Annotated in this window: 16 protein-coding genes and 1 other annotated feature; of the genes, 4 read left to right on the top strand and 12 right to left on the bottom strand. The window is 33.3% G+C overall.

What is annotated here, in order from left to right:
- The first annotated feature begins 96 nt into the window (after positions 1-96).
- Positions 97-344: a binding site (T-box leader), on the top strand.
- Between the two features lie 53 nt (positions 345-397).
- Positions 398-1,711: a branched-chain amino acid transport system II carrier protein gene (gene brnQ / locus ACSKT4_RS13620; RefSeq protein WP_465823607.1), complete on the top strand. Its 1,314-nt coding sequence runs from the start codon at positions 398-400 to the stop codon at positions 1,709-1,711.
- 164 nt (positions 1,712-1,875) lie between these two features.
- On the opposite strand, the gene ACSKT4_RS13615 is transcribed toward brnQ, so the two are convergent.
- On the bottom strand, positions 1,876-2,136 hold the full coding sequence (locus tag ACSKT4_RS13615; RefSeq protein ID WP_186868488.1) for a CPCC family cysteine-rich protein: 261 nt from the start codon (positions 2,134-2,136) through the stop codon (positions 1,876-1,878).
- A 764-nt stretch (positions 2,137-2,900) separates the two neighbouring features.
- On the opposite strand from ACSKT4_RS13615, the gene ACSKT4_RS13610 reads away from it, so the two are divergent.
- Entirely contained in the window at positions 2,901-3,389 is a 489-nt protein-coding gene (locus ACSKT4_RS13610) for a pyridoxamine 5'-phosphate oxidase family protein (protein ID WP_343458021.1), read from the top strand.
- A gap of 193 nt (positions 3,390-3,582) precedes the next feature.
- On the opposite strand, the gene ACSKT4_RS13605 is transcribed toward ACSKT4_RS13610, so the two are convergent.
- Together ACSKT4_RS13605 and ACSKT4_RS13600 are read right to left on the bottom strand one after the other, a co-directional pair.
- Complete coding sequence (locus ACSKT4_RS13605; RefSeq protein ID WP_465823606.1) at positions 3,583-4,140, bottom strand: PepSY domain-containing protein; 558 nt, start codon at positions 4,138-4,140, stop codon at positions 3,583-3,585.
- A 190-nt stretch (positions 4,141-4,330) separates the two neighbouring features.
- On the bottom strand, positions 4,331-5,560 hold the full coding sequence (locus tag ACSKT4_RS13600; RefSeq protein WP_465823605.1) for a Bcr/CflA family efflux MFS transporter: 1,230 nt from the start codon (positions 5,558-5,560) through the stop codon (positions 4,331-4,333).
- Positions 5,561-5,763: 203 nt separating this feature from the next.
- Here ACSKT4_RS13600 and ACSKT4_RS13595 point away from each other — a divergent pair, with 203 nt between their 5' ends.
- A complete protein-coding gene (locus tag ACSKT4_RS13595) occupies positions 5,764-6,480 on the top strand; it encodes a metallophosphoesterase family protein (protein ID WP_211741162.1) in 717 nt (238 codons plus the stop codon).
- A 66-nt stretch (positions 6,481-6,546) separates the two neighbouring features.
- Entirely contained in the window at positions 6,547-7,287 is a 741-nt protein-coding gene (locus ACSKT4_RS13590; RefSeq protein WP_465823604.1) for a YdcF family protein, read from the top strand.
- Between the two features lie 408 nt (positions 7,288-7,695).
- Here the strand turns inward: ACSKT4_RS13590 and ACSKT4_RS13585 are convergent, their stop codons facing one another.
- The 9 genes from ACSKT4_RS13585 to ACSKT4_RS13545 are packed head-to-tail and all read right to left on the bottom strand — an operon-like array spanning position 7,696 to position 18,344.
- Complete coding sequence (locus tag ACSKT4_RS13585; RefSeq protein WP_465823603.1) at positions 7,696-8,862, bottom strand: nucleotide sugar dehydrogenase; 1,167 nt, start codon at positions 8,860-8,862, stop codon at positions 7,696-7,698.
- Between the two features lie 51 nt (positions 8,863-8,913).
- Positions 8,914-9,939, bottom strand: coding sequence for a GDP-mannose 4,6-dehydratase (locus tag ACSKT4_RS13580; RefSeq protein ID WP_465823624.1), 1,026 nt, complete (start codon positions 9,937-9,939; stop codon positions 8,914-8,916).
- Positions 9,940-9,998: 59 nt separating this feature from the next.
- A complete protein-coding gene (locus tag ACSKT4_RS13575; RefSeq protein WP_465823602.1) occupies positions 9,999-11,111 on the bottom strand; it encodes a glycosyltransferase family 4 protein in 1,113 nt (370 codons plus the stop codon).
- Positions 11,077-12,405 (bottom strand): hypothetical protein, encoded by a 1,329-nt coding sequence (locus ACSKT4_RS13570; RefSeq protein WP_465823601.1) that lies wholly within the window; start codon positions 12,403-12,405, stop codon positions 11,077-11,079. Before ACSKT4_RS13570 ends, ACSKT4_RS13575 begins: the two co-directional genes overlap by 35 nt.
- On the bottom strand, positions 12,406-13,557 hold the full coding sequence (locus ACSKT4_RS13565; RefSeq protein ID WP_465823600.1) for a glycosyltransferase family 4 protein: 1,152 nt from the start codon (positions 13,555-13,557) through the stop codon (positions 12,406-12,408).
- Positions 13,554-15,032, bottom strand: a complete 1,479-nt coding sequence (locus ACSKT4_RS13560; RefSeq protein WP_465823599.1) for a flippase — start codon at positions 15,030-15,032, stop codon at positions 13,554-13,556. The genes ACSKT4_RS13565 and ACSKT4_RS13560 overlap by 4 nt, the downstream gene beginning before the upstream one ends.
- A gap of 23 nt (positions 15,033-15,055) precedes the next feature.
- On the bottom strand, positions 15,056-16,207 hold the full coding sequence (locus ACSKT4_RS13555; protein WP_465823598.1) for a polysaccharide pyruvyl transferase family protein: 1,152 nt from the start codon (positions 16,205-16,207) through the stop codon (positions 15,056-15,058).
- 36 nt (positions 16,208-16,243) lie between these two features.
- Positions 16,244-17,497, bottom strand: coding sequence for a TolB-like translocation protein (locus ACSKT4_RS13550; RefSeq protein ID WP_465823597.1), 1,254 nt, complete (start codon positions 17,495-17,497; stop codon positions 16,244-16,246).
- 43 nt (positions 17,498-17,540) lie between these two features.
- Positions 17,541-18,344: a glycosyltransferase gene (locus ACSKT4_RS13545; protein WP_465823596.1), complete on the bottom strand. Its 804-nt coding sequence runs from the start codon at positions 18,342-18,344 to the stop codon at positions 17,541-17,543.
- Positions 18,345-18,366 lie beyond the last annotated feature (22 nt).

The following is an 18,366-nucleotide window of genomic DNA, read 5'->3' as shown; positions in this document are numbered from 1 at the left end:
CTTCCTTGTCCCATCTCAAGTTGTAGCGCTATCCCCGTATTTGTTTTTCAAAAATTATTGACAAGTCTATTATTATCTGATAAGTTACTTTTAATACATAAATCGATGACGAGAGCAGTAAGTTAGGAATCCTGATCCAAAGAGAGCCGGCGTTTGGTGAGAGTCGGTGTTCAGCCCCTATCCGAAAATCATCTCTGAGATGCAAAGCTGAAAATCTAGTAAGCTTTGACGGGTTGTCCTCCGTTACAATGGAACGCGTATGATAGTACGTTGACTTGAGCGCTGCAGTTTTTTAGTTTTCTGCGGAATTAGGGTGGTAACGCGAGTATAAACTCGTCCCTTTTTTTAAGGGGCGGGTTTTTTTATATTCAAAAACAACTTAAAGGAGAGAAACACCATGCGTAAATTTGATTCATTTTTTATCGGTCTTATGTTATTTTCTATGTTCTTTGGAGCTGGAAATCTAATTTTCCCACCATTTTTAGGTGCTCAATCTGGTACTACATTTTGGCTAGCGATGGCTGGGTTTGTTCTTACTGCCGTAGGGTTGCCATTAGTGGTTATATTTGCGATTGCCCGGGTTAAGGGAGGAATTCAAGCAATAGGAAATCGAGTTCACCCGGTATTTAGTACCGTATTTATGGTAATTGTCTATTTATCTATCGGACCTTTTCTAGCTATTCCAAGAAATGCAAATGTCGCTTTTGAAATGGGACTCATGCCTTTTATGGATGGACCGAAAGCAACCATCGCTTTACTAGTGTTTTCTGTTGTATTCTTTATACTCGTTTATCTCATTAGTTTAAATCCTACTAATCTAGAAAGGTATCTAGGGCGCTTTATCACGCCAATTTTACTAGTGGCAATAGTCATCCTATGTGTCACTGGTTTCATGCAACTGAATGGAAGCTTTCAAACACCAACTGGTGGGTATGAGTCGGGAGCGTTTTTTAAAGGATTTTTAGAAGGATATAATACTATGGATGCCTTAGCTACACTTGCCTTTGGAATTGTTATTTTGACAGCTATTCGTCAGCGGGGTGTTTCTGATGATAAGCAATTAAAAGGCTACATGCTAAAAGCAGCACTTATTGCAGGTATACTACTCACTGTAGTCTATGTTTCTCTTGGGATTATTGGTGGTAAAATGGCGGTTACGGGTGAATTTGCAGATGGTACTCAAATTCTATCTGCCGTTTCTTCGAGTTTATTTGGACAGAGTGGAACGGTGCTAATAGGTTTAATATTTACACTTGCCTGCTTTACGACCGTGGTTGGCCTAACATCAGCTTGTGGTCAATATTTTTCTAAATTAATTCCGAAAGCAAATTATAAAACAGTTGTCTTCGTTACAGCTTTAATTGGCTTTACACTGACCAATATGGGACTTAGCCAAATATTAAAAGTCTCCGTACCTTTCTTGGTAATTGCTTATCCTTTGACGATCGTATTAATTGTACTAACATTTTTCCATCGTCAGTTTAAAGGCTCAAGAATCGTCTATGTAAGTGCCCTTTCCTTTACAGGTGTGTTTGCTGTCATCAGTGGGTTAAATGCTTTTGGAATGAAGTTAGAACTGATTGAGAAGATTCACGCCTCCTTACCATTAGCAGATGTTGACCTTGAATGGGTTGTTCCAGCAGTCGTTGGGGCATTACTTGGTGTGATAATCGCTAAGCTAAGCTTTAAAAGAGAGCCTGTACTAGAGTAGCAAAAGGAAGAGAGATGGGACAGGGGCCTAGGTTCCTTGTCCCATCCAATTCTCCCCCATATGTATTCACTCTCCCAAAATAATCCTACATACTTATCTTGTTACTCTATTATAAAAAAGTCCCGCTAATATAAGGAATAGTTGAACAAGAAAAACATTATACACTATAACGGTTTCCAATTAGCGTCTTTCCTATCTGATTTCTTTGGAGGTCTTACAAAATTTAGACTTCTTTTACCTTTAGCTCCAAATTTAATAAAGTTTTGTTGTGCTTCCCTAAAGGAAACATAATTGGCGCCTGTTTCATCAGGATATTTATATTGGTAGCCATCATCTTCCCAAAAACAAATCTCACAAATGTCGTAAGTGTTTGGTGGTTCTTCATCCAATGTTTTATAACCACAGCAAGGGCAAGTATATTTCACGACTTCACCTCTGTAAGTTGATCTATCTATAAAGTTCTTCGTTCGAGAGCTTCTACATAGTGCTAATATCTTCATGGTTCATTCCTCATTTCTACTTGATATTTTCGTGGACCACGTGAACCATATAAGTTGCTCAACACTCCAACAATCGCCCTCGATTATTATACAATCCATTTCCAATTTTTGAACGAAGACCTGTTTCCCAAAAATATAAAAATATTACTATTAGGAGGAACCAAGAAATTCGCCAAACTTTGTTGGGGTGCAACTATTAAAATATTTCTACTAATTGCTTTTTCACTAAATTGCTTCGTTAGCTTCATAACTTCTATCTCAAAGATGGACCATAGGGACAGGTCTAACGGTCCTTTCCCCATCACCTCCCGGGTCCAAGGTACATCTATCCCCTCCTAAGGTACTCAGTACTCAAGCCGAAATAGATCAAACTGGAAACTACAATAAAACCGATTAAAAATAATGTTTTATTCCTGTTAGACCAATTATTCATCCAACCCCATCTTTTACGATCTATATCCAACCAATAAAAATCAATCACAACGGTTAAAATAATCAGAACAAAGACTAAAAATGAACCCATAATTTTTATCACCTCCATAATAACATCATATTCACAAAATAAGGTTAGAAGTATAACAGGAAAAGATCAAACATTTTCAAGATCTAAGCGTATGTTTAGTAATCCGCAATACCTGAATAAAAGTTGGTATCCAGGTTAGTATATAACCATGAAAGAGGTGGTAAAAATGTCTAACAAGATGAAGAAAGAAGAAATTGAAACTTTAAGAGAGTTAATTAGAGATGTAGACACGGCCATGTTGACTACGGCTACGGAAGAAGGGCTTGTTTCTCGTCCCATGAAAACACAAGAAGTAGAATTTGACGGTGACTTATGGTTTTTCACTAAAAAAGCGACAGATAAATATGAGGAAATATTACATAACCAAGATGTTAATGTAGCATATGTAGGTAAATCTTATGTTTCCGTCCGTGGAAAGGCGGAAATCGTGGAAGATACAGATAAGAAAAAAGAATATTGGAGCAAAGTACACGAGAAAATCATGCAAACTTCGTATGATGATCCTAACGTTATCCTGTTAAAAGTCAATGTGGAAGCAGCAGAATATTGGGAAAGCGGCAATCTTATAAAGAAGATTGCCTATTACTATAAACGCTTGACCGGGCAAGATTCTAAATCAACAGATATCAATGAGACGTTGGAATTGAATGATTAACCACAAAAGTGGATAGTCCGGTTCTCAGGGAATCCATTTTTCACTTGGTTGGCGGTTGTTTATCTATTATTGCTATAAGAACGCTATTTCATGACTTTTATTAGTAACCCTACAATTATAAAACCCTACTACTTTCATAAACAAATGCAGTAGAAAGGTTCCGCCAAACTCTTCTGGCGGAACCATGGGTACGTTAGTCTAATTCCAGTTCTACAATTTCTCCAGACTCCGCATCAATCGTAATTTCTGCTTCGCCACGATCTGTTCTTAATTCCAATTCATACTCATATCGACCATCATCTTTATCTAGATCGATTTCAATAACCTTTCCACCAACTTCAGCAACAGCAATTTCTTTCGCCTCTTCTATTGATATAATGTTCTCCATGTTTGGCTTATGGTTTTCGTCATAACGATCATCATCGTCATCCCAATCCACTCGTAATACTTCACCGGTAGAAGCATCAATATATACATCCACATCGGGGTTTTCGAAGTCCACCTCGTAATAAACTTTACCACGTTTTCTCTCTAACTCAATACTTTCCACATATCCATGATGTTCAGCTAAAGCAATTTCTATCGCTTCTTCTAGGGAAATTATCCCCTCCTTCTCCTTCACTACTTCTGTTTTCACCGTATCATCTTTCTTCGTTGTTGTTGCATTATCATTCAAGTTTGCTGCTGCAATTGTCGTACCACTTAATAATAAACCGATAATCAACACACCTGTAACTAATTTCTTATTCATTTTAATTTCCTCCTTCATATTCGATATCTTAACTTTAGACCATCATAATTAGAGAAAAACGAGAAGAAGATTAGAAGTTGATGAGAGGTGACAATCCCCTCAACGATTTACCGCGTTAAGCAGGGAGGGACTGTCCCCCTAATAAAAATAGTGAAGCGCAGGGAACTCCCCTATGCTTCACTTCAATACTTTAACCCTCTGCAACTAATTCAGCACTTTCTGTATGGCTGTCCAACTTTCTAGTTAATGCAAAAAATGCGATGGACCCTATGAAGGAACAACTAAATAGAATAGCTGCCATTGGAATTGCTGTTGTTTCATCAATTCCAACAATGGGAGCTACGATTGCCCCAATTACTAGAGGAAACATGCCTAATAAAGCACTGGCACTTCCTGCACGATGACCTTGATTTTTCATTGCTAATGTAAATGTGCTCGTTAAAATAATTCCAATCGTTATCATGTGAATAAATATCGGTATAACAATCATAAATAGCGGTCCTTTTAGAATAGCCATCGAAAGTAAGACTGCATTCGCACTAACGGAGACTAATACTGCTGTACGAAGTAAGCTTCTTTCTTCAAAAATATCACTCAAACGTCCAACTAAAAAACTTCCTGATATAATAGCTAACCCATTTATTCCAAACAAAATACTAAATACTTGTGGTGAAACATGATATATCCCTTGGTATACGAATGGTGTTCCAGCAACGTAAGCAAAACTTCCCCCTTGAACAAAGCCGACAACAATAGCATAACCAATAAACGAACGGTCAAGAAACAAACTCCCCATCGTTCTTAGCGAATTTCCAATCGAACTAGGTTGTCGTCTTTCTTCTGGCAACGTTTCTTTTAGTTTAAAAGCTACGGTAATAACTATTGCAACACCCAGTAAGCTTAAAAAGATAAAGACCGTATGCCATGAAGTAAATGGTAAAAGTAATAATGCACCACCACTAATTGGCGCAACCATTGGTGCTGTTGCATTTATAACCATTAATAATGCGAAAAACTTCGTAAGTTCTTTACCAGTAAAGACATCACGTACAACAGCCCGAGACAAAACAATACCAGCTGATGCAGTAAATCCTTGTAGAAATCTACCAATCACTAAAACTATAATATTCGGTGCAAGTGCACAAAGAATAGAAGCTAAAGCAAATAAACTAATAAATAATAATATCGGTTTTCTTCTTCCTTTTGCATCACTAATTGGTCCGACAATAAGTTGCCCCACAGCAAGGCCGATTAAACATGCAGTTAAACTTAACTGCACAAGTGATTGTTGGACATTCAGATCTTGGGCAATGTCTGGAAAGCTCGGTAAGTACATATCTATGTTAAATGGCCCTAACATACATAACAGACCAAGCAAAAAGGCCAACCCTAACCGCTGCTTACCTGTTGGATTCTTCATAACCTCATAATGTTTCTCGTGTTGAATAACCATCCCCTCCTAATTAATACATTATAATTGATTCGGGTGGGCGAAGTAAACGGTGGGACATAGGGATAGGTTAGTTGTCCTACTGGACGAGAAACCTAAACCTCTGTCCCTTCTTCAATTTTTCCAAAAATTAGTATAAACTAAAATCAAAGCTATCAAAGGGGGAAGCTAGTTTGTCAAAGATTGCTATCATTTCAGATATTCATGGTAATTTAACGGCTCTAAAGGCGGTTCTTGCAGATATTGAAAAGCGTGGTGTTGATCAGATATTTTGCTTAGGGGATTTGGTTGGAAAGGGGCCACGTGGTTCGGAATGTATTGAACTTGTTCAACAGCATTGCGATCAAGTTATTTATGGTAATTGGGATGTATTTATTCGGGATGAGATTGATCATGAATCGATTAATTGGATTCAGAATCGCTTAACAGAAGCGGATTATAAGTATCTTGCTTCCTTGCCTTTCTATATTGAATTTGAATTGAACGGCAAACTAGCACGTTGTTTCCATGCATCACCGAGGAGCGTTTTTGAACGAATTGCCCCGGAGTATCATCCAACTGAAAAGTGTTTGTCCCTTTTTGAGAATAGTGAAGAAACCGAATCCCTTCACTCCACTCGTAAGCCTGATATGGTATTTTATGGTGATATTCACCTGACCTGGCTTAGAACCTACGATATTGGAATCCTCTGCAATGTTGGAAGTGTCGGTTTAGATGTGGTGGACGCTACCTATGTCATCGTTGATGGTTCGTATGGGGCGAATTCGATTAACTTTGTACGTGTCCCTTATGACAGAGAGACAGAGCTTAGGGAAGCAAAGGAACTGGGAATGGTTGGTTATGCGGAATACTATAAAGAGATTATGCATGACCAATTTAGAGATAAATAGGGACTATTAGCCTGATCTACATATTCTTTAACATATATTCTAGTAAACTACGAAAGGTTGTATCCTATGTCTATTCTTTTCGGCCTATTGGCAATTAGTTGTTTTCTTTATGTTTTTTCCCTTTATTATGTAAGTGGGAATATTGATTTTGGTATTATCGTTATTACGGTGATGGGAATTATCTTTCTATTATTAGCTATATTTCATCAAAGATTTTTTTCTTTTATAAGAAAGAAAAAGTGGCTACGAAACATGCTCACAGTACTTATCGTGCTATCTGTAGTTATGATTGTGTTTCTCGAAATTCTAATGTATCAGGCACAAGAAGATCCACCTCCCAGTTCCAATGCTCCAATCTTAGTACTTGGTGCTGGTTTGATTAACGGAGAACCATCTCCAACATTAAAAAGGAGATTAAATAAAGCGTATGAACTCTATCAGCAGAATCCAACCACTATTGTGACCTCTGGAGGAGTGGATTACAATGAGCAAATTTCCGAAGGTGAAGCAATGAAAAGGTACTTAGTTTCTCTTGGGGTAGAACCAACGGATGTTTTAGTAGAAGATAAGTCAACGAGCACACATGAGAACTTTCTTTTTTCGAAGGAACTACTCGCGCCCTCTGAATTAAATCCAGAAATCATTGTTGTCACGAATGATTTTCATATGTTTCGGGCCAAAATGATTGGTAGCCGAGTTGGTTTTACCGTATATGCAGCACCGTCTAAAACACCAAAACACATTCTTGTTCAAACGCATATTCGGGAATACTTTGCTATTATTAATTCATTTTTGTTTCAGAAATAGATGGGACGCGGAGACAGGTTTCTTGTCCAGCCTCGTGGTTTTGGGGGCTGAGGATCTTGTGAACTAGGATTTTTGAAAATACCACTTCACTAGTGGGTGGACTATCACTATACATTTAGCACTTTAACAAATTCATGATTAATGAATCAAAACTGCAAGCAACACAATGGTTCCTTTTGATCTCATAACAGTAACGTTAATATTTTGTAAACATAAAACAGTCCACATCTATTTCTAAGATGTGGGCTAATGGTATGATTTATTTAGAATATGACTCTTAACTTAACTCTAGTTTTCTCATCCTTATTAACTAGACTCATAACTTCTCTTCTTATTCTCTAACTTTTTGCCGCTTTGATCTTTAGTCTCTTCTCTAACCCAAAAGTAAAACTTAATCTAAGGTTCATTTCAATCTCTACTAAATACATCCCTAGTATAAACCTTTTCTTCAACCCCTTTTAAGTCAGCTGAAAGTCTATTCGCAACGATGACATCACTAATACTCTTAAATTCTTCAAAATCATGAATTACTCTAGAATCAAAGAATATATCATCTATTAGAGCAGGTTCATAGATAACAACTTCCACTTTATTACCTTTAATGCGACTCATGACATCTTGAATAGCTGATTCTCGGAAGTTATCAGAACCTGTTTTCATTGTTAATCTATAGATGCCTACTACCTTAGGATTTCTCTTCAGGATCATATCCGCAATATGCTCTTTTCTCGTATCATTTGCGTCAACAATTGCTTTAATAATCGTATTAGGAACATCTGCAAAGTTAGCTAATAATTGTTTCGTATCCTTAGGTAAGCAGTAACCACCATAACCGAATGAAGGGTTATTGTAATGTCCTCCTATACGCGGGTCTAGGCTGATTCCTTCGATGATTTGTTGGGTATTCAAACCTTTTAACTCTGCATAGGTATCTAATTCGTTAAAGAATGAGACTCGCATTGCTAGGTAAGTGTTAGCAAAGAGTTTGATAGCTTCTGCTTCGGTTGAGTCTGTAAATAGAACAGGTATATCTTTTTTCAAAGCACCTTCAGCTAGTAAATCAGCAAACACCTTTGCACGCTCTGATTTTTCCCCTACTACAATTCGTGAAGGATATAGGTTGTCATATAATGCCTTTCCTTCGCGTAAGAACTCTGGTGAGAAAATAATATTCTCTGTATTAAATTTCTCACGAACAGATTGTGTATAACCAACTGGAATAGTTGATTTAATTACCATAATCGCATTTGGATTAATCGCTAACACCTTTCCAATTACTGTCTCTATAGAAGAAGTATCAAAGAAATTTTTGTCTGGATCGTAATTAGTCGGAGTAGATATAAGGACAAATTCGGCTTGTTGATACGCTTCCTGTTCGTCAGTTGTTGCCTTTAAATGTAAGTCTTTTGTCTCTAGAAATTCTGAAATCTCTTCATCAACTATTGGAGATTTCTTATTATTAATCATATCTACTTTTTCAGGGATTATGTCTAGTGCGATGACCTCATTATTTTGCGCTAAGAGAACCGCATTGGATAAACCAACATAACCTGTTCCCGCAACCGTTATTTTCATTTTAATATAACTCCTTATATAAGTCTTTTAACTAATAAGACAATTTAATTCCTAATTCTTGTTATAATAATCAACATACCAATTAGCGAACTGCTGTAATCCTACTTCTATCGATGTTTTTGGTTTAAAGCCTACAGCTGCTTGTAATCTATCAGTTGAGGCATAAGTAGCAGGTACATCACCAGGCTTAATTGGTTCAAATTCTTTCTTAAATTCTACTTCTCTACCCAATGCATTACTTAATGCTTTTTCCAGTGTTTCAATAAACACCATCAATTTTTCTGGATTATTATTGCCAATGTTATAGACAGTATGTGGAACCGTTTCTGTAGGAGGGTTCTCTATTAATCTATCAATCCCCTCAACAATGTCATCGATATAAGTAAAATCACGATATAGATCGTTTTCAAAATCTCCATTATTAAAGATTTTTATAGGTTCTCCAGCGAAATATTTATCTGTAAAACCAAAGTAAGCCATATCTGGTCGCCCCATTGGACCATATACAGTGAAGAAACGCAGGCCAGTTGCCGGAATCTTATACAAATGGCTATATGTATGTGCCATTAACTCATTTGATTTTTTCGTCGCAGCATAGAGCGACACAGGGTTGTCCACAAAATCCGTTTCTTCAAATGGAACCTTTTTATTTGCTCCATAGACAGAACTAGAAGAAGCATAAATTAAATGCTCCACTGGATAATGTCTACATGCCTCAAGAATATTATAGAAACCAATCACATTGCTTTGCATGTATATATCTGGATTTTCTATGGAATAGCGAACTCCGGCTTGAGCAGCTAGGTTTATTACTATGTTTGGCTTATACTCCTCAAATAGACTGTCAATCACCTTGCTGTTAGAAATGTCTGCTTTGATGAAAGTAAAGTTCTCATAAGGTTTTAGTAATCCCAGTCTTGTTTGTTTTAGATTCACATCGTAGTAGTCGTTTAAATTGTCTACACCTATCACTGTACAGTCATGATCTAGCAGTTTTTTTGATAGATAGTATCCTATGAAACCTGCTGTACCTGTTATTAGGTAAACTTTTTTTTTAGAATGTAATCTGTTTTTCAACAAATAAAATCAACTCCAATTTCTGCTTAGGATATCAACTTGAATATTAAAACAATAGTTTATAAATCTGATACCTTTTTATATAACTCTTGATACCTTTTCGACATTATCTTAGCGCTGAGGTTATTGTTTACTAAATTAAGAGCACTATTTGACATATCTTCTTTATTGCTTTTTACTAGCTCGGTTAGTTTATTAGATAGTTCCTCTATGTTATTTATTTCAAAGGTAAAACCAGCTTCCCAATTTAAATCTAGTATTTCTTCATGAGAGTCTATATTTGATAAACAAACAGGTAAGCCTACCGCCAATGCTTCTAACACAGTATTGGGTAACCCTTCAGACAAAGACGCTGAAACAAAGTAATCTGAAACTTGAAGGTACTCCACCACATTAGGGATAGACCCTAAAAAAACCACATTGTCTTCATTAGCAAAGTCCTTTTTTAAATCATCTAATAGATTCCCATTTCCAAGCATATACAGCAAACTGTCCTTACTATTTGCAGAATTGAGAAATCCTTCTATAACGGTTCTTGGATCTTTTCTCCTGATTATTGATCCAACTGAGATAAACACTTTCTTTTGAACATCTATTCCTAATTTTTTCCTAAGTTCCTTTTTAGAAGAATCTTCTAATTTTTTAAAGGTATTTGTATCTACACCATTTTGAATAACTTTTAATTCAACACCTAGTTTATCCTTAAATTTTTTGGCTAATGTGCTTGAACAAGCAATAGAATGGTTATTACTTTTAATAACTTTCAAGTGTTTTCGAGCCATAATATTCCCCAGAATCTTCCCGAATTTCATTGGATAGTCTTCAAATGGGAAGTTCCTAACACTTAAAACCAAGTTGAAATTTTTTAGATGTTTTGTCGCAATTCCATCAGCCCTTATGCCAGAAGTGTGTATAACATCGGGAGCATAATTATTAGCAATTTTTTTGACTACTTTTCCAGCACTAACAATGCCTTGATATCGTGAAAAATTTAGTGATTTAACTTTAATACCTCTCTCCAAAAATCTATCAATTAATGAATCTTTAGGTTCTGGGGATAATGTTATTATCATTGATTCGAATTCATTATCTTCCAAATTACTAACGATATTTAGTAACTGATTAGTTGGACCAGTTCTAGCTAATGTTGATACTATGTATAGAATTTTCACCTGATATTGACCTTCTTTCAAAATTAATGAATATAATCGTAATCAACAAAAAGAAAATTACCATTGGAGATCTCAATGGATTACTAATTACCATCGCAGAGATAATATAAATAGAAATAAATAATAATAATATATGGGTCCAACCTTTTTTCTTTTTTAAAACCTGTTTAATAAATATAAGTATTAAACTTAGGTATAAGAAAATTATACTCACTATAAAAAGCCATTTCCCTTGAGCAAAATATGTTAAATACCCAGAATCAATCACCCCAAAAACTTGAGTAGGTGGTATAAGAGTACCTAATGGAAATCCATTAAGTCCCTCGATAACATACGGCCATATTAATTGGGTTCTATAACTTAGTGAATAATCATTCTGTATACCATCTTCCAGCCTAATAAACCTTGAAAAAAAGGTGTCGACTCCTACAGTATTTTGCAAAAAGATAATTAGAATAGTTATTATGATAAAGATTGAGATCATAAATTTGAGTGATTGCTTATACTTTATTAATGCTGTTACAAGTATAATTATAAATGCAGTTAAATAAGCTGTTCTAGAAGTAGATACTACTATTAAGGAAAGTGAAGCAATTCCATAAATTAAATCCACATTGCTGTTAAATCTTATAAACTTAGCCCAAAAATAAGACATGCTTAATATTCCAAATACTGATAGCGAAGTTGAATTCGCAAAAAAACCACTAGCACGAAGAGCATCAGTAATTTGAAAATGCTCATCGACGGACAAACTTTGTAAATACTTAGTTATTAAGATAGTGTCTGGTATTAAGTTAAATACAACTAAAAGTTGTATAGTACTATATAAAATATTGATAATCACTACTGCTTTAAGGGTTTTATGAAACTTGGTTTCAAAAAGTGTAATATTTTGATATCCAAATACTAAAAAATATACTATTACGGGACCATAGAGTAATAATATTCTCAAACCACTAGTAGCATCTAATATTGTTGTTTCAAAAAATCCACCAAGTATTGGAAATGTGACCTCTAAAATCAGAAAAGGTATAATTGGTAGAAATACGAGTGGATTCATATTAAATTTTTTTTGGAGCAATATTATACTGAATCCAGCAACAATTAAAAATATTGACAATATATCTGGAATCCTTAAACTAATATTACCCATTACTGTTATTCCGTAAGAGTAACCAAAAATTAACATTACGAAATATAAAATAGTTAATCTCATAAAAAAGTTATGTATTGGATCTAACTTTTTATTATTTAATTGGCTATTTAGGGATTCATCTTTTGGAAATTTGTTCATTTAACTAAGTTCCTTACTAATATTTTCTATATATTTTTCTAAATTAAAATTATTAATTACTTTATTTCTCGCATTATCTCCCATTTCTATATAAGCTGAGGTATCTAATACTTCTATAATCTTTTCAGCTAGAATCTTAGGATTTATTCTTTTTGGTTTTTTCAATATGTTACTTTCTGGATCAACAACAAATAAAGGTGCATCTTTCTGATTTACATCCAAAGTGGGATCTATCAAAACCCCAGTATAATTATGATCTATAACTTCCGCGATACCATCAACCTTTGTTGCAATAGTTGCGGTACCTTGAAAAGCAGCTTCTAATATAACATTTCCTAAAGCTTCTCTTATTGAAGGGAGAATAAGAAGGCTAGAACCCGCCATATATTTCTTTATTATGTCACTGGATAAATAACCAGTAAAAATTATATTCTTCTCTAAACCAAGTCTATAAGTTAATTCTTCCAATTTTTGTCGCTTAGTTCCATCTCCTATCATAATTAATTGCATTTTAGGCTTCACTTTTATTATATATTTCATTGATTCAATAACTGTTTCTGGTGACTTTATTGCTTCTAATCTTCCAACAAATAAAATTTGATCTTTGTTTTTAGTTTCTTCTCTCCTGGTTTCAGAAGGTACCCCATTATAAATTATCTTAATTTTATTACTATCCGCCTTGAACCTCTGTGTTAGAATAATCTTAGCTGCATTAGAATTACATATTATTGTGTCTGATTTCCAAACCCAAAAATAAGTTAATAATACCTTGTACCCCTTAGCGCTCCACGCTGTTCCATGTTCATGGCATATTATATTAACTTTTTTTCTATATAACAAACTAATAATTGCTACCATTATATTACCTATAAAATTTTGACCATAAATATTTTCAACCTTATTCTTTTTAAGCAGTAATCTTATCTGTTTCAAAAATCTAAAATCATACTTACCTGATCTAAGTGCAATATGATATTCCACTCCCAATAGATTTAACTGTTCTATAAAATAATTAGAAATACTAAAGGCAAATACAATTTGTTTTTTTAAATCCTCAGGGTTTCTATCTTTTAGGTAATTTAAGTAATTTATAAACATTACTTCTACACCCGCTTGACGAGATAGTGATAAAATATGAAGTGTTTTTTTCATGTTAATTCTGATTCTCCCATTTTATTCTTTCGAGTTCTTAATAGACTCATTACTTCTTCTTTTGTACTCAAACGGCTAATAAAAATGCTAATATAGTAAAATATAATACCGGTTACTATCAATATAAAAATATTAATGATACTATTATTGACGAACAATCTTATTAGTAATATAGAAGTAGACATAATGAATACCGATAAAATAACCTTTATGTTTATTAACAAGATGAATTTATAATCGTTTGAACTAACTGAAAAGCGCACAGTAATATAAATTACTATAATAGAATAAACAGTATAAGTTATCACTGTACTTAATGCTGCCCCATTAATTCCATAGGTTGGTATTAGATATAAATTTAATATTATATTAGAAACAGCAGCAATTCCTACTAATACTGAACGTAACTTTGCTCTTCCTATATAATCGAGTAGAGGACTAAACACAGCATTGCAACAATAAAAGAACATAAATATACAATAAAATTGTAAAACTGTAATAGCTTCTACATAACTCTCTCCAAAAAATTCTGTAATTATTAAATCACTTAGTAAGAATAAACCAACTGCCATTGGTAAAGCTAGCATTAAAACTAATTTATAAACTTTAAGAAATAGTTTACGCCTTCCATTTTCATCCATACTCGCAAATTCTGGCCCTACTGCTGTTCCAATCGCAACAAATAAAATCTGAATTTTACTTACAATAATAACAGCTAAACTATATAATCCTACATCAGTAGAATTACTATAATATTGAATCATAAAAATATCACTTCGCATAAAAATAACAAAACTTATAGAAATAATAAACATTGGAAATGCGTATTTAATAATTGACATTAAAGTACTTTTATCTAATTGAAAGTTTAACAATCTTTCTTTATTTATATAAATTAAACTTACTATTAATATTGAAACTAGTATAAAACATTCAGCTAAAAGATAAGCACTTACTCCTAAATCTAAAGAAATAAGTAAGAAAACAAGCAAAGGGTGGGCAATGTTTTTATAAATATTTATTTTGCTTAGTATATCTAACCTTTTAACTCCTTGATACACTTTGCCAAAATAGTCATTAAAAGATTTTAGAAAAATAAGTATGACTATCAATATATTATAACTTTGAAGATCAATATTTAATAAATTATCTAAAAGCGGAAGTATTGTAAATATAATTATAGATGACAACAAAGCAGTAAATAATTTCACATAGAATCCCATAGAAAATAAAACTTTAACTTTTGTAATATCATGAGAACTACGAGCTATATATCTTGAAACTGATGGAGAAATCCCAAAGTCATTAACAAGTACTGATATAGCTATTATTGCTAAGATAGTCTCTAGAAAACCATAATTACTTGGCCCTAACATTCTTGTAACTATAAGTATAGTTATAACGCCGAATATAAGCTGAATAATATTACTTAGTAATGACCACTTTGCTCCAGAAATTAACGATATTTTCTTCATTTATACAATTCCTTGCTATGTTTTTATTTCAGCCAATCTAAAGAATTATTTACTGTTTCTTTCAACAATTGCATATTATTGGACTGCATTTCACTAACTCTATTCATATCTTTTATTAGTAAATTAACTTTATTATTAATTATCTTATTGTCAATCTCTGAAATATCCACAGAGTAATTATTAAATCCTAATCTCTTCATAAATCCCGTAACTTTCGAACTGTAATTTAAACTAATAACAGGTTTGCCAGCTAATGTTGCAAATATTAAAGAATGCATTCTCATACCAATAAATAAATCAATATTATTAATATAACTTATATACTCTGCAGTACTAGTAATATTAGGAAAAATCACATTATCTCTATTAGATATTTTATCTACTAACCTTTGATTAATCTCTAAATCCATTCTAGCAGTAGGTAATAAGTAAATAAGTATATCATTATCATTTTCTATCATAGAGTTAACGTTATTTGCAATAAAGTCTAACACATTGCTATTATTCATCTCTGCAGCATTATCTGCATATTCACCAAGGTACGAATTAATATTAATCCCAATTTTTAATGAGGAGCTATACCTGTGATTTTCAGTGATAATATGGCTAAAATCGGCTTTAACCTTTCCCATAAATACAACGTCCGCAGATTCATGGAATTTGCTTTTAACCTCCAGTTCTTTTAAAACAACTATATCTAGAGGGTCTCTTAAATATATTTCATCATGTAGATTTAGGACATATCTTAATATTTTGCTTCCAACAAAAGATCCCCTATTAATTATTCCCACGTTAAAGCCAATAACTTTAACTTTAAAGATCTTGGACAAAGTCAGTAAAGGAGCCAAAGTAGTTATAAAACTAAAAGTAAATATTTTATACCATTTATAATCAAATAATATTCCAGCAGTAGTAATAACTGCATCGCATTTAAGCAGTGTGATAATTGTCTGTATACTAAAGAATCGTAATGCACCAGTTTTTCTATTAATATTCACGGGTATTACATTTTTATCATTAGAGTAACTATTCTTTATATATGATATATTTGAAACCGGTATATAAATTTTACAATCAGGTTGTTTTTCTTTTATAGATTCAATAATCGTTTCCAACACAGCGTTATCGCCTAAATTGTTCCCATTAAAAGAACCTATAATCATTATTTTGTTCATAAATTACTCCTCTCACATATGTTCAAAATAAATAAATCAATTCTTTATTTGTACATTAACAACATATAGCCCCCTAGTACCCTCATGCACTGAATCAAAGCAAATTTTGTCTCCTTTTCTATTCCATCTAGGATGTAAGTCGCATCTGACATCGTTATCATACTTAAATGGCGCAAAAACTCTTGCTAAATTTCTTACTTTATTACCTAATATTATAGATATAGTAGAAACTCTTGCTCTATTAGGATACGTATCGGTGACAGCCATTTTACCATTAGGAGAAAAACTTGGATGCCCATCTGATGCTAGCTCTGTCCACATTTTTTTATACTTATTAGTTTTATCTTCCATTAAGTAATAGCCATTACCTTCTAACTTTTTATTAGCATAGGCAATTATCTGAAAATCATTTTTCCAATAACAATGAGATGTCATATTATCATCATTTAGATTGAACATTTCTTTACCGTCTGTTCCAACGGTAACAAGTCGTGTAAATTTTTGATTACCATTTAACCATCGATGTAAAACCATAAATCTACTACCCGAGGGGTTTAACATGATATGATTTACCTTATGCTCTGCGTCTATCATCTCAGGTCTTGTATCGAAATTAAAAAAATCAGTATAATTCAATATGCTTTTAATTTGACCATTTTCTAGATTAACATGCCAAATACAAGGGGAATCTGGGCACTTACTATTAGATAATTTATCTACCTTATTGGAGTAACCATATCCAGGCCTTAGTCGATGTAATCGTGAAAAGTCTAAAGTGAGAGCAAATTTCCCGTCATTCGAAACACTATAAACTGGCGCGGGAATAACTCTTTCTTCATTAGTTTCAATATTAACTATTATGGAGCAATGCTCCCCGTCTCTAAAGTCATTATAAATTATTTCTTTGTCATAGCGTGGACCTAACCACTGTAACATGCAACCTTGTTGGACATTCCATGAATTTGTTTTCCCTAAGATTCTATATGAGTTATTATCATATGTGTCAAACAACAATATTTCTGCAGGATCATTAGGTGCAACAGAAGAATAAGTATTTTTTGCCCTTAAACATAGCATATACCTATCACTTGCATCCCAAGGTGACTTATCATAATAACCAAAAAAATATTCCATGCCATCATTTGGTGATATACGTATAATTTCACCTTCAGCCTTTATTTTAGGAGATAATAAATACATTCCTAGTTGGTAACTTCGTTTTACAATTTTTTTTAATACAGGAAATTTTTGTAGAAATGAATTCACATTAGATTCTATGGATTTTATCATTTTAAGTTTAACCCCACTATCTTAGTTATATCTATATCTAATTCTATACTTGTTTTCTTAGAAAATTATTAGATAACCACTTTAATAACCACATAGGTGAAAGAAACATCACAATCTGTCCCATTATTACATAAAGTAAATCCATAATTGAACAATGGCCTCTTTTCCATATTGTATACTCTACGACTATATAGCTCCTACAGTAGGACCAGCTCTTTCTACGTTTAAAACTATCTTCATTAGAGCGAAAAAGTAGAAGTGATTCATTTATATTAGCTGCTTTACAACCACTATTCATCATCCTAGAAAATAAATCTAAGTCTTGTTTTCTTCTCAACAAACCATATCCACCACAACGGACCACTTCTGACTTTTTAAACATTACAGTTGGATGATTGAATGGGCTTCTTCTCCTAATAAAGCTATAAATCTCGTTATGTTCTGTAGGTACTGTTCTAGACGAAACTATATTAGAAGGGTTGTCATAAAATTCATCAATCATAGTACCAACAATACTTAAATCTGGATCAATTACAAAAGCTTGCAGTTGCTTCTCACATCTAGTAGACAACGAAATATCATCGGTATCCATACGAGCAACTAGTTCATTATTACAGTATTTTAACCCTTCATCTAAAGCTCTCCCAAGACCTATATTGTTTGATAAAGGAAGAATAGTAAATAAATTTGGGTATTCCACCCTATACTTATCAATTAAAATATCCAGTTCATTAGTTAATTTACCATCCTTTACAATTACTATTTGATCGGGTAACACCGTTTGTGAAAGCATGCTATCTATGCTTTCTATTAAATATTCCGGTTTTTCTTTATAGTAGATGGACATTAGAACTGAATATTTCGGAAGT

The organism is Ornithinibacillus liuyingii (genome assembly GCF_055550225.1).
This window is presented reverse-complemented; position numbering and strand designations above follow the sequence as displayed.

Bases quoted from the DNA above. Each gene is read 5' to 3' on its own strand.
- brnQ (WP_465823607.1), top strand. From the start codon at position 398: ATGCGTAAATTTGATTCATTTTTTATCGGTCTTATGTTATTTTCTATG.
- ACSKT4_RS13610 (WP_343458021.1), top strand. From the start codon at position 2,901: ATGTCTAACAAGATGAAGAAAGAAGAAATTGAAACTTTAAGAGAGTTA.
- ACSKT4_RS13605 (WP_465823606.1), bottom strand. From the start codon at position 4,140: ATGAATAAGAAATTAGTTACAGGTGTGTTGATTATCGGTTTATTATTA.
- ACSKT4_RS13600 (WP_465823605.1), bottom strand. From the start codon at position 5,560: ATGAAGAATCCAACAGGTAAGCAGCGGTTAGGGTTGGCCTTTTTGCTT.
- ACSKT4_RS13590 (WP_465823604.1), top strand. From the start codon at position 6,547: ATGTCTATTCTTTTCGGCCTATTGGCAATTAGTTGTTTTCTTTATGTT.
- ACSKT4_RS13585 (WP_465823603.1), bottom strand. From the start codon at position 8,862: ATGAAAATAACGGTTGCGGGAACAGGTTATGTTGGTTTATCCAATGCG.
- ACSKT4_RS13570 (WP_465823601.1), bottom strand. From the start codon at position 12,405: ATGAACAAATTTCCAAAAGATGAATCCCTAAATAGCCAATTAAATAAT.
- ACSKT4_RS13565 (WP_465823600.1), bottom strand. From the start codon at position 13,557: ATGAAAAAAACACTTCATATTTTATCACTATCTCGTCAAGCGGGTGTA.
- ACSKT4_RS13560 (WP_465823599.1), bottom strand. From the start codon at position 15,032: ATGAAGAAAATATCGTTAATTTCTGGAGCAAAGTGGTCATTACTAAGT.
- ACSKT4_RS13555 (WP_465823598.1), bottom strand. From the start codon at position 16,207: ATGAACAAAATAATGATTATAGGTTCTTTTAATGGGAACAATTTAGGC.
- ACSKT4_RS13550 (WP_465823597.1), bottom strand. From the start codon at position 17,497: ATGATAAAATCCATAGAATCTAATGTGAATTCATTTCTACAAAAATTT.
- ACSKT4_RS13545 (WP_465823596.1), bottom strand. From the start codon at position 18,344: ATGTCCATCTACTATAAAGAAAAACCGGAATATTTAATAGAAAGCATA.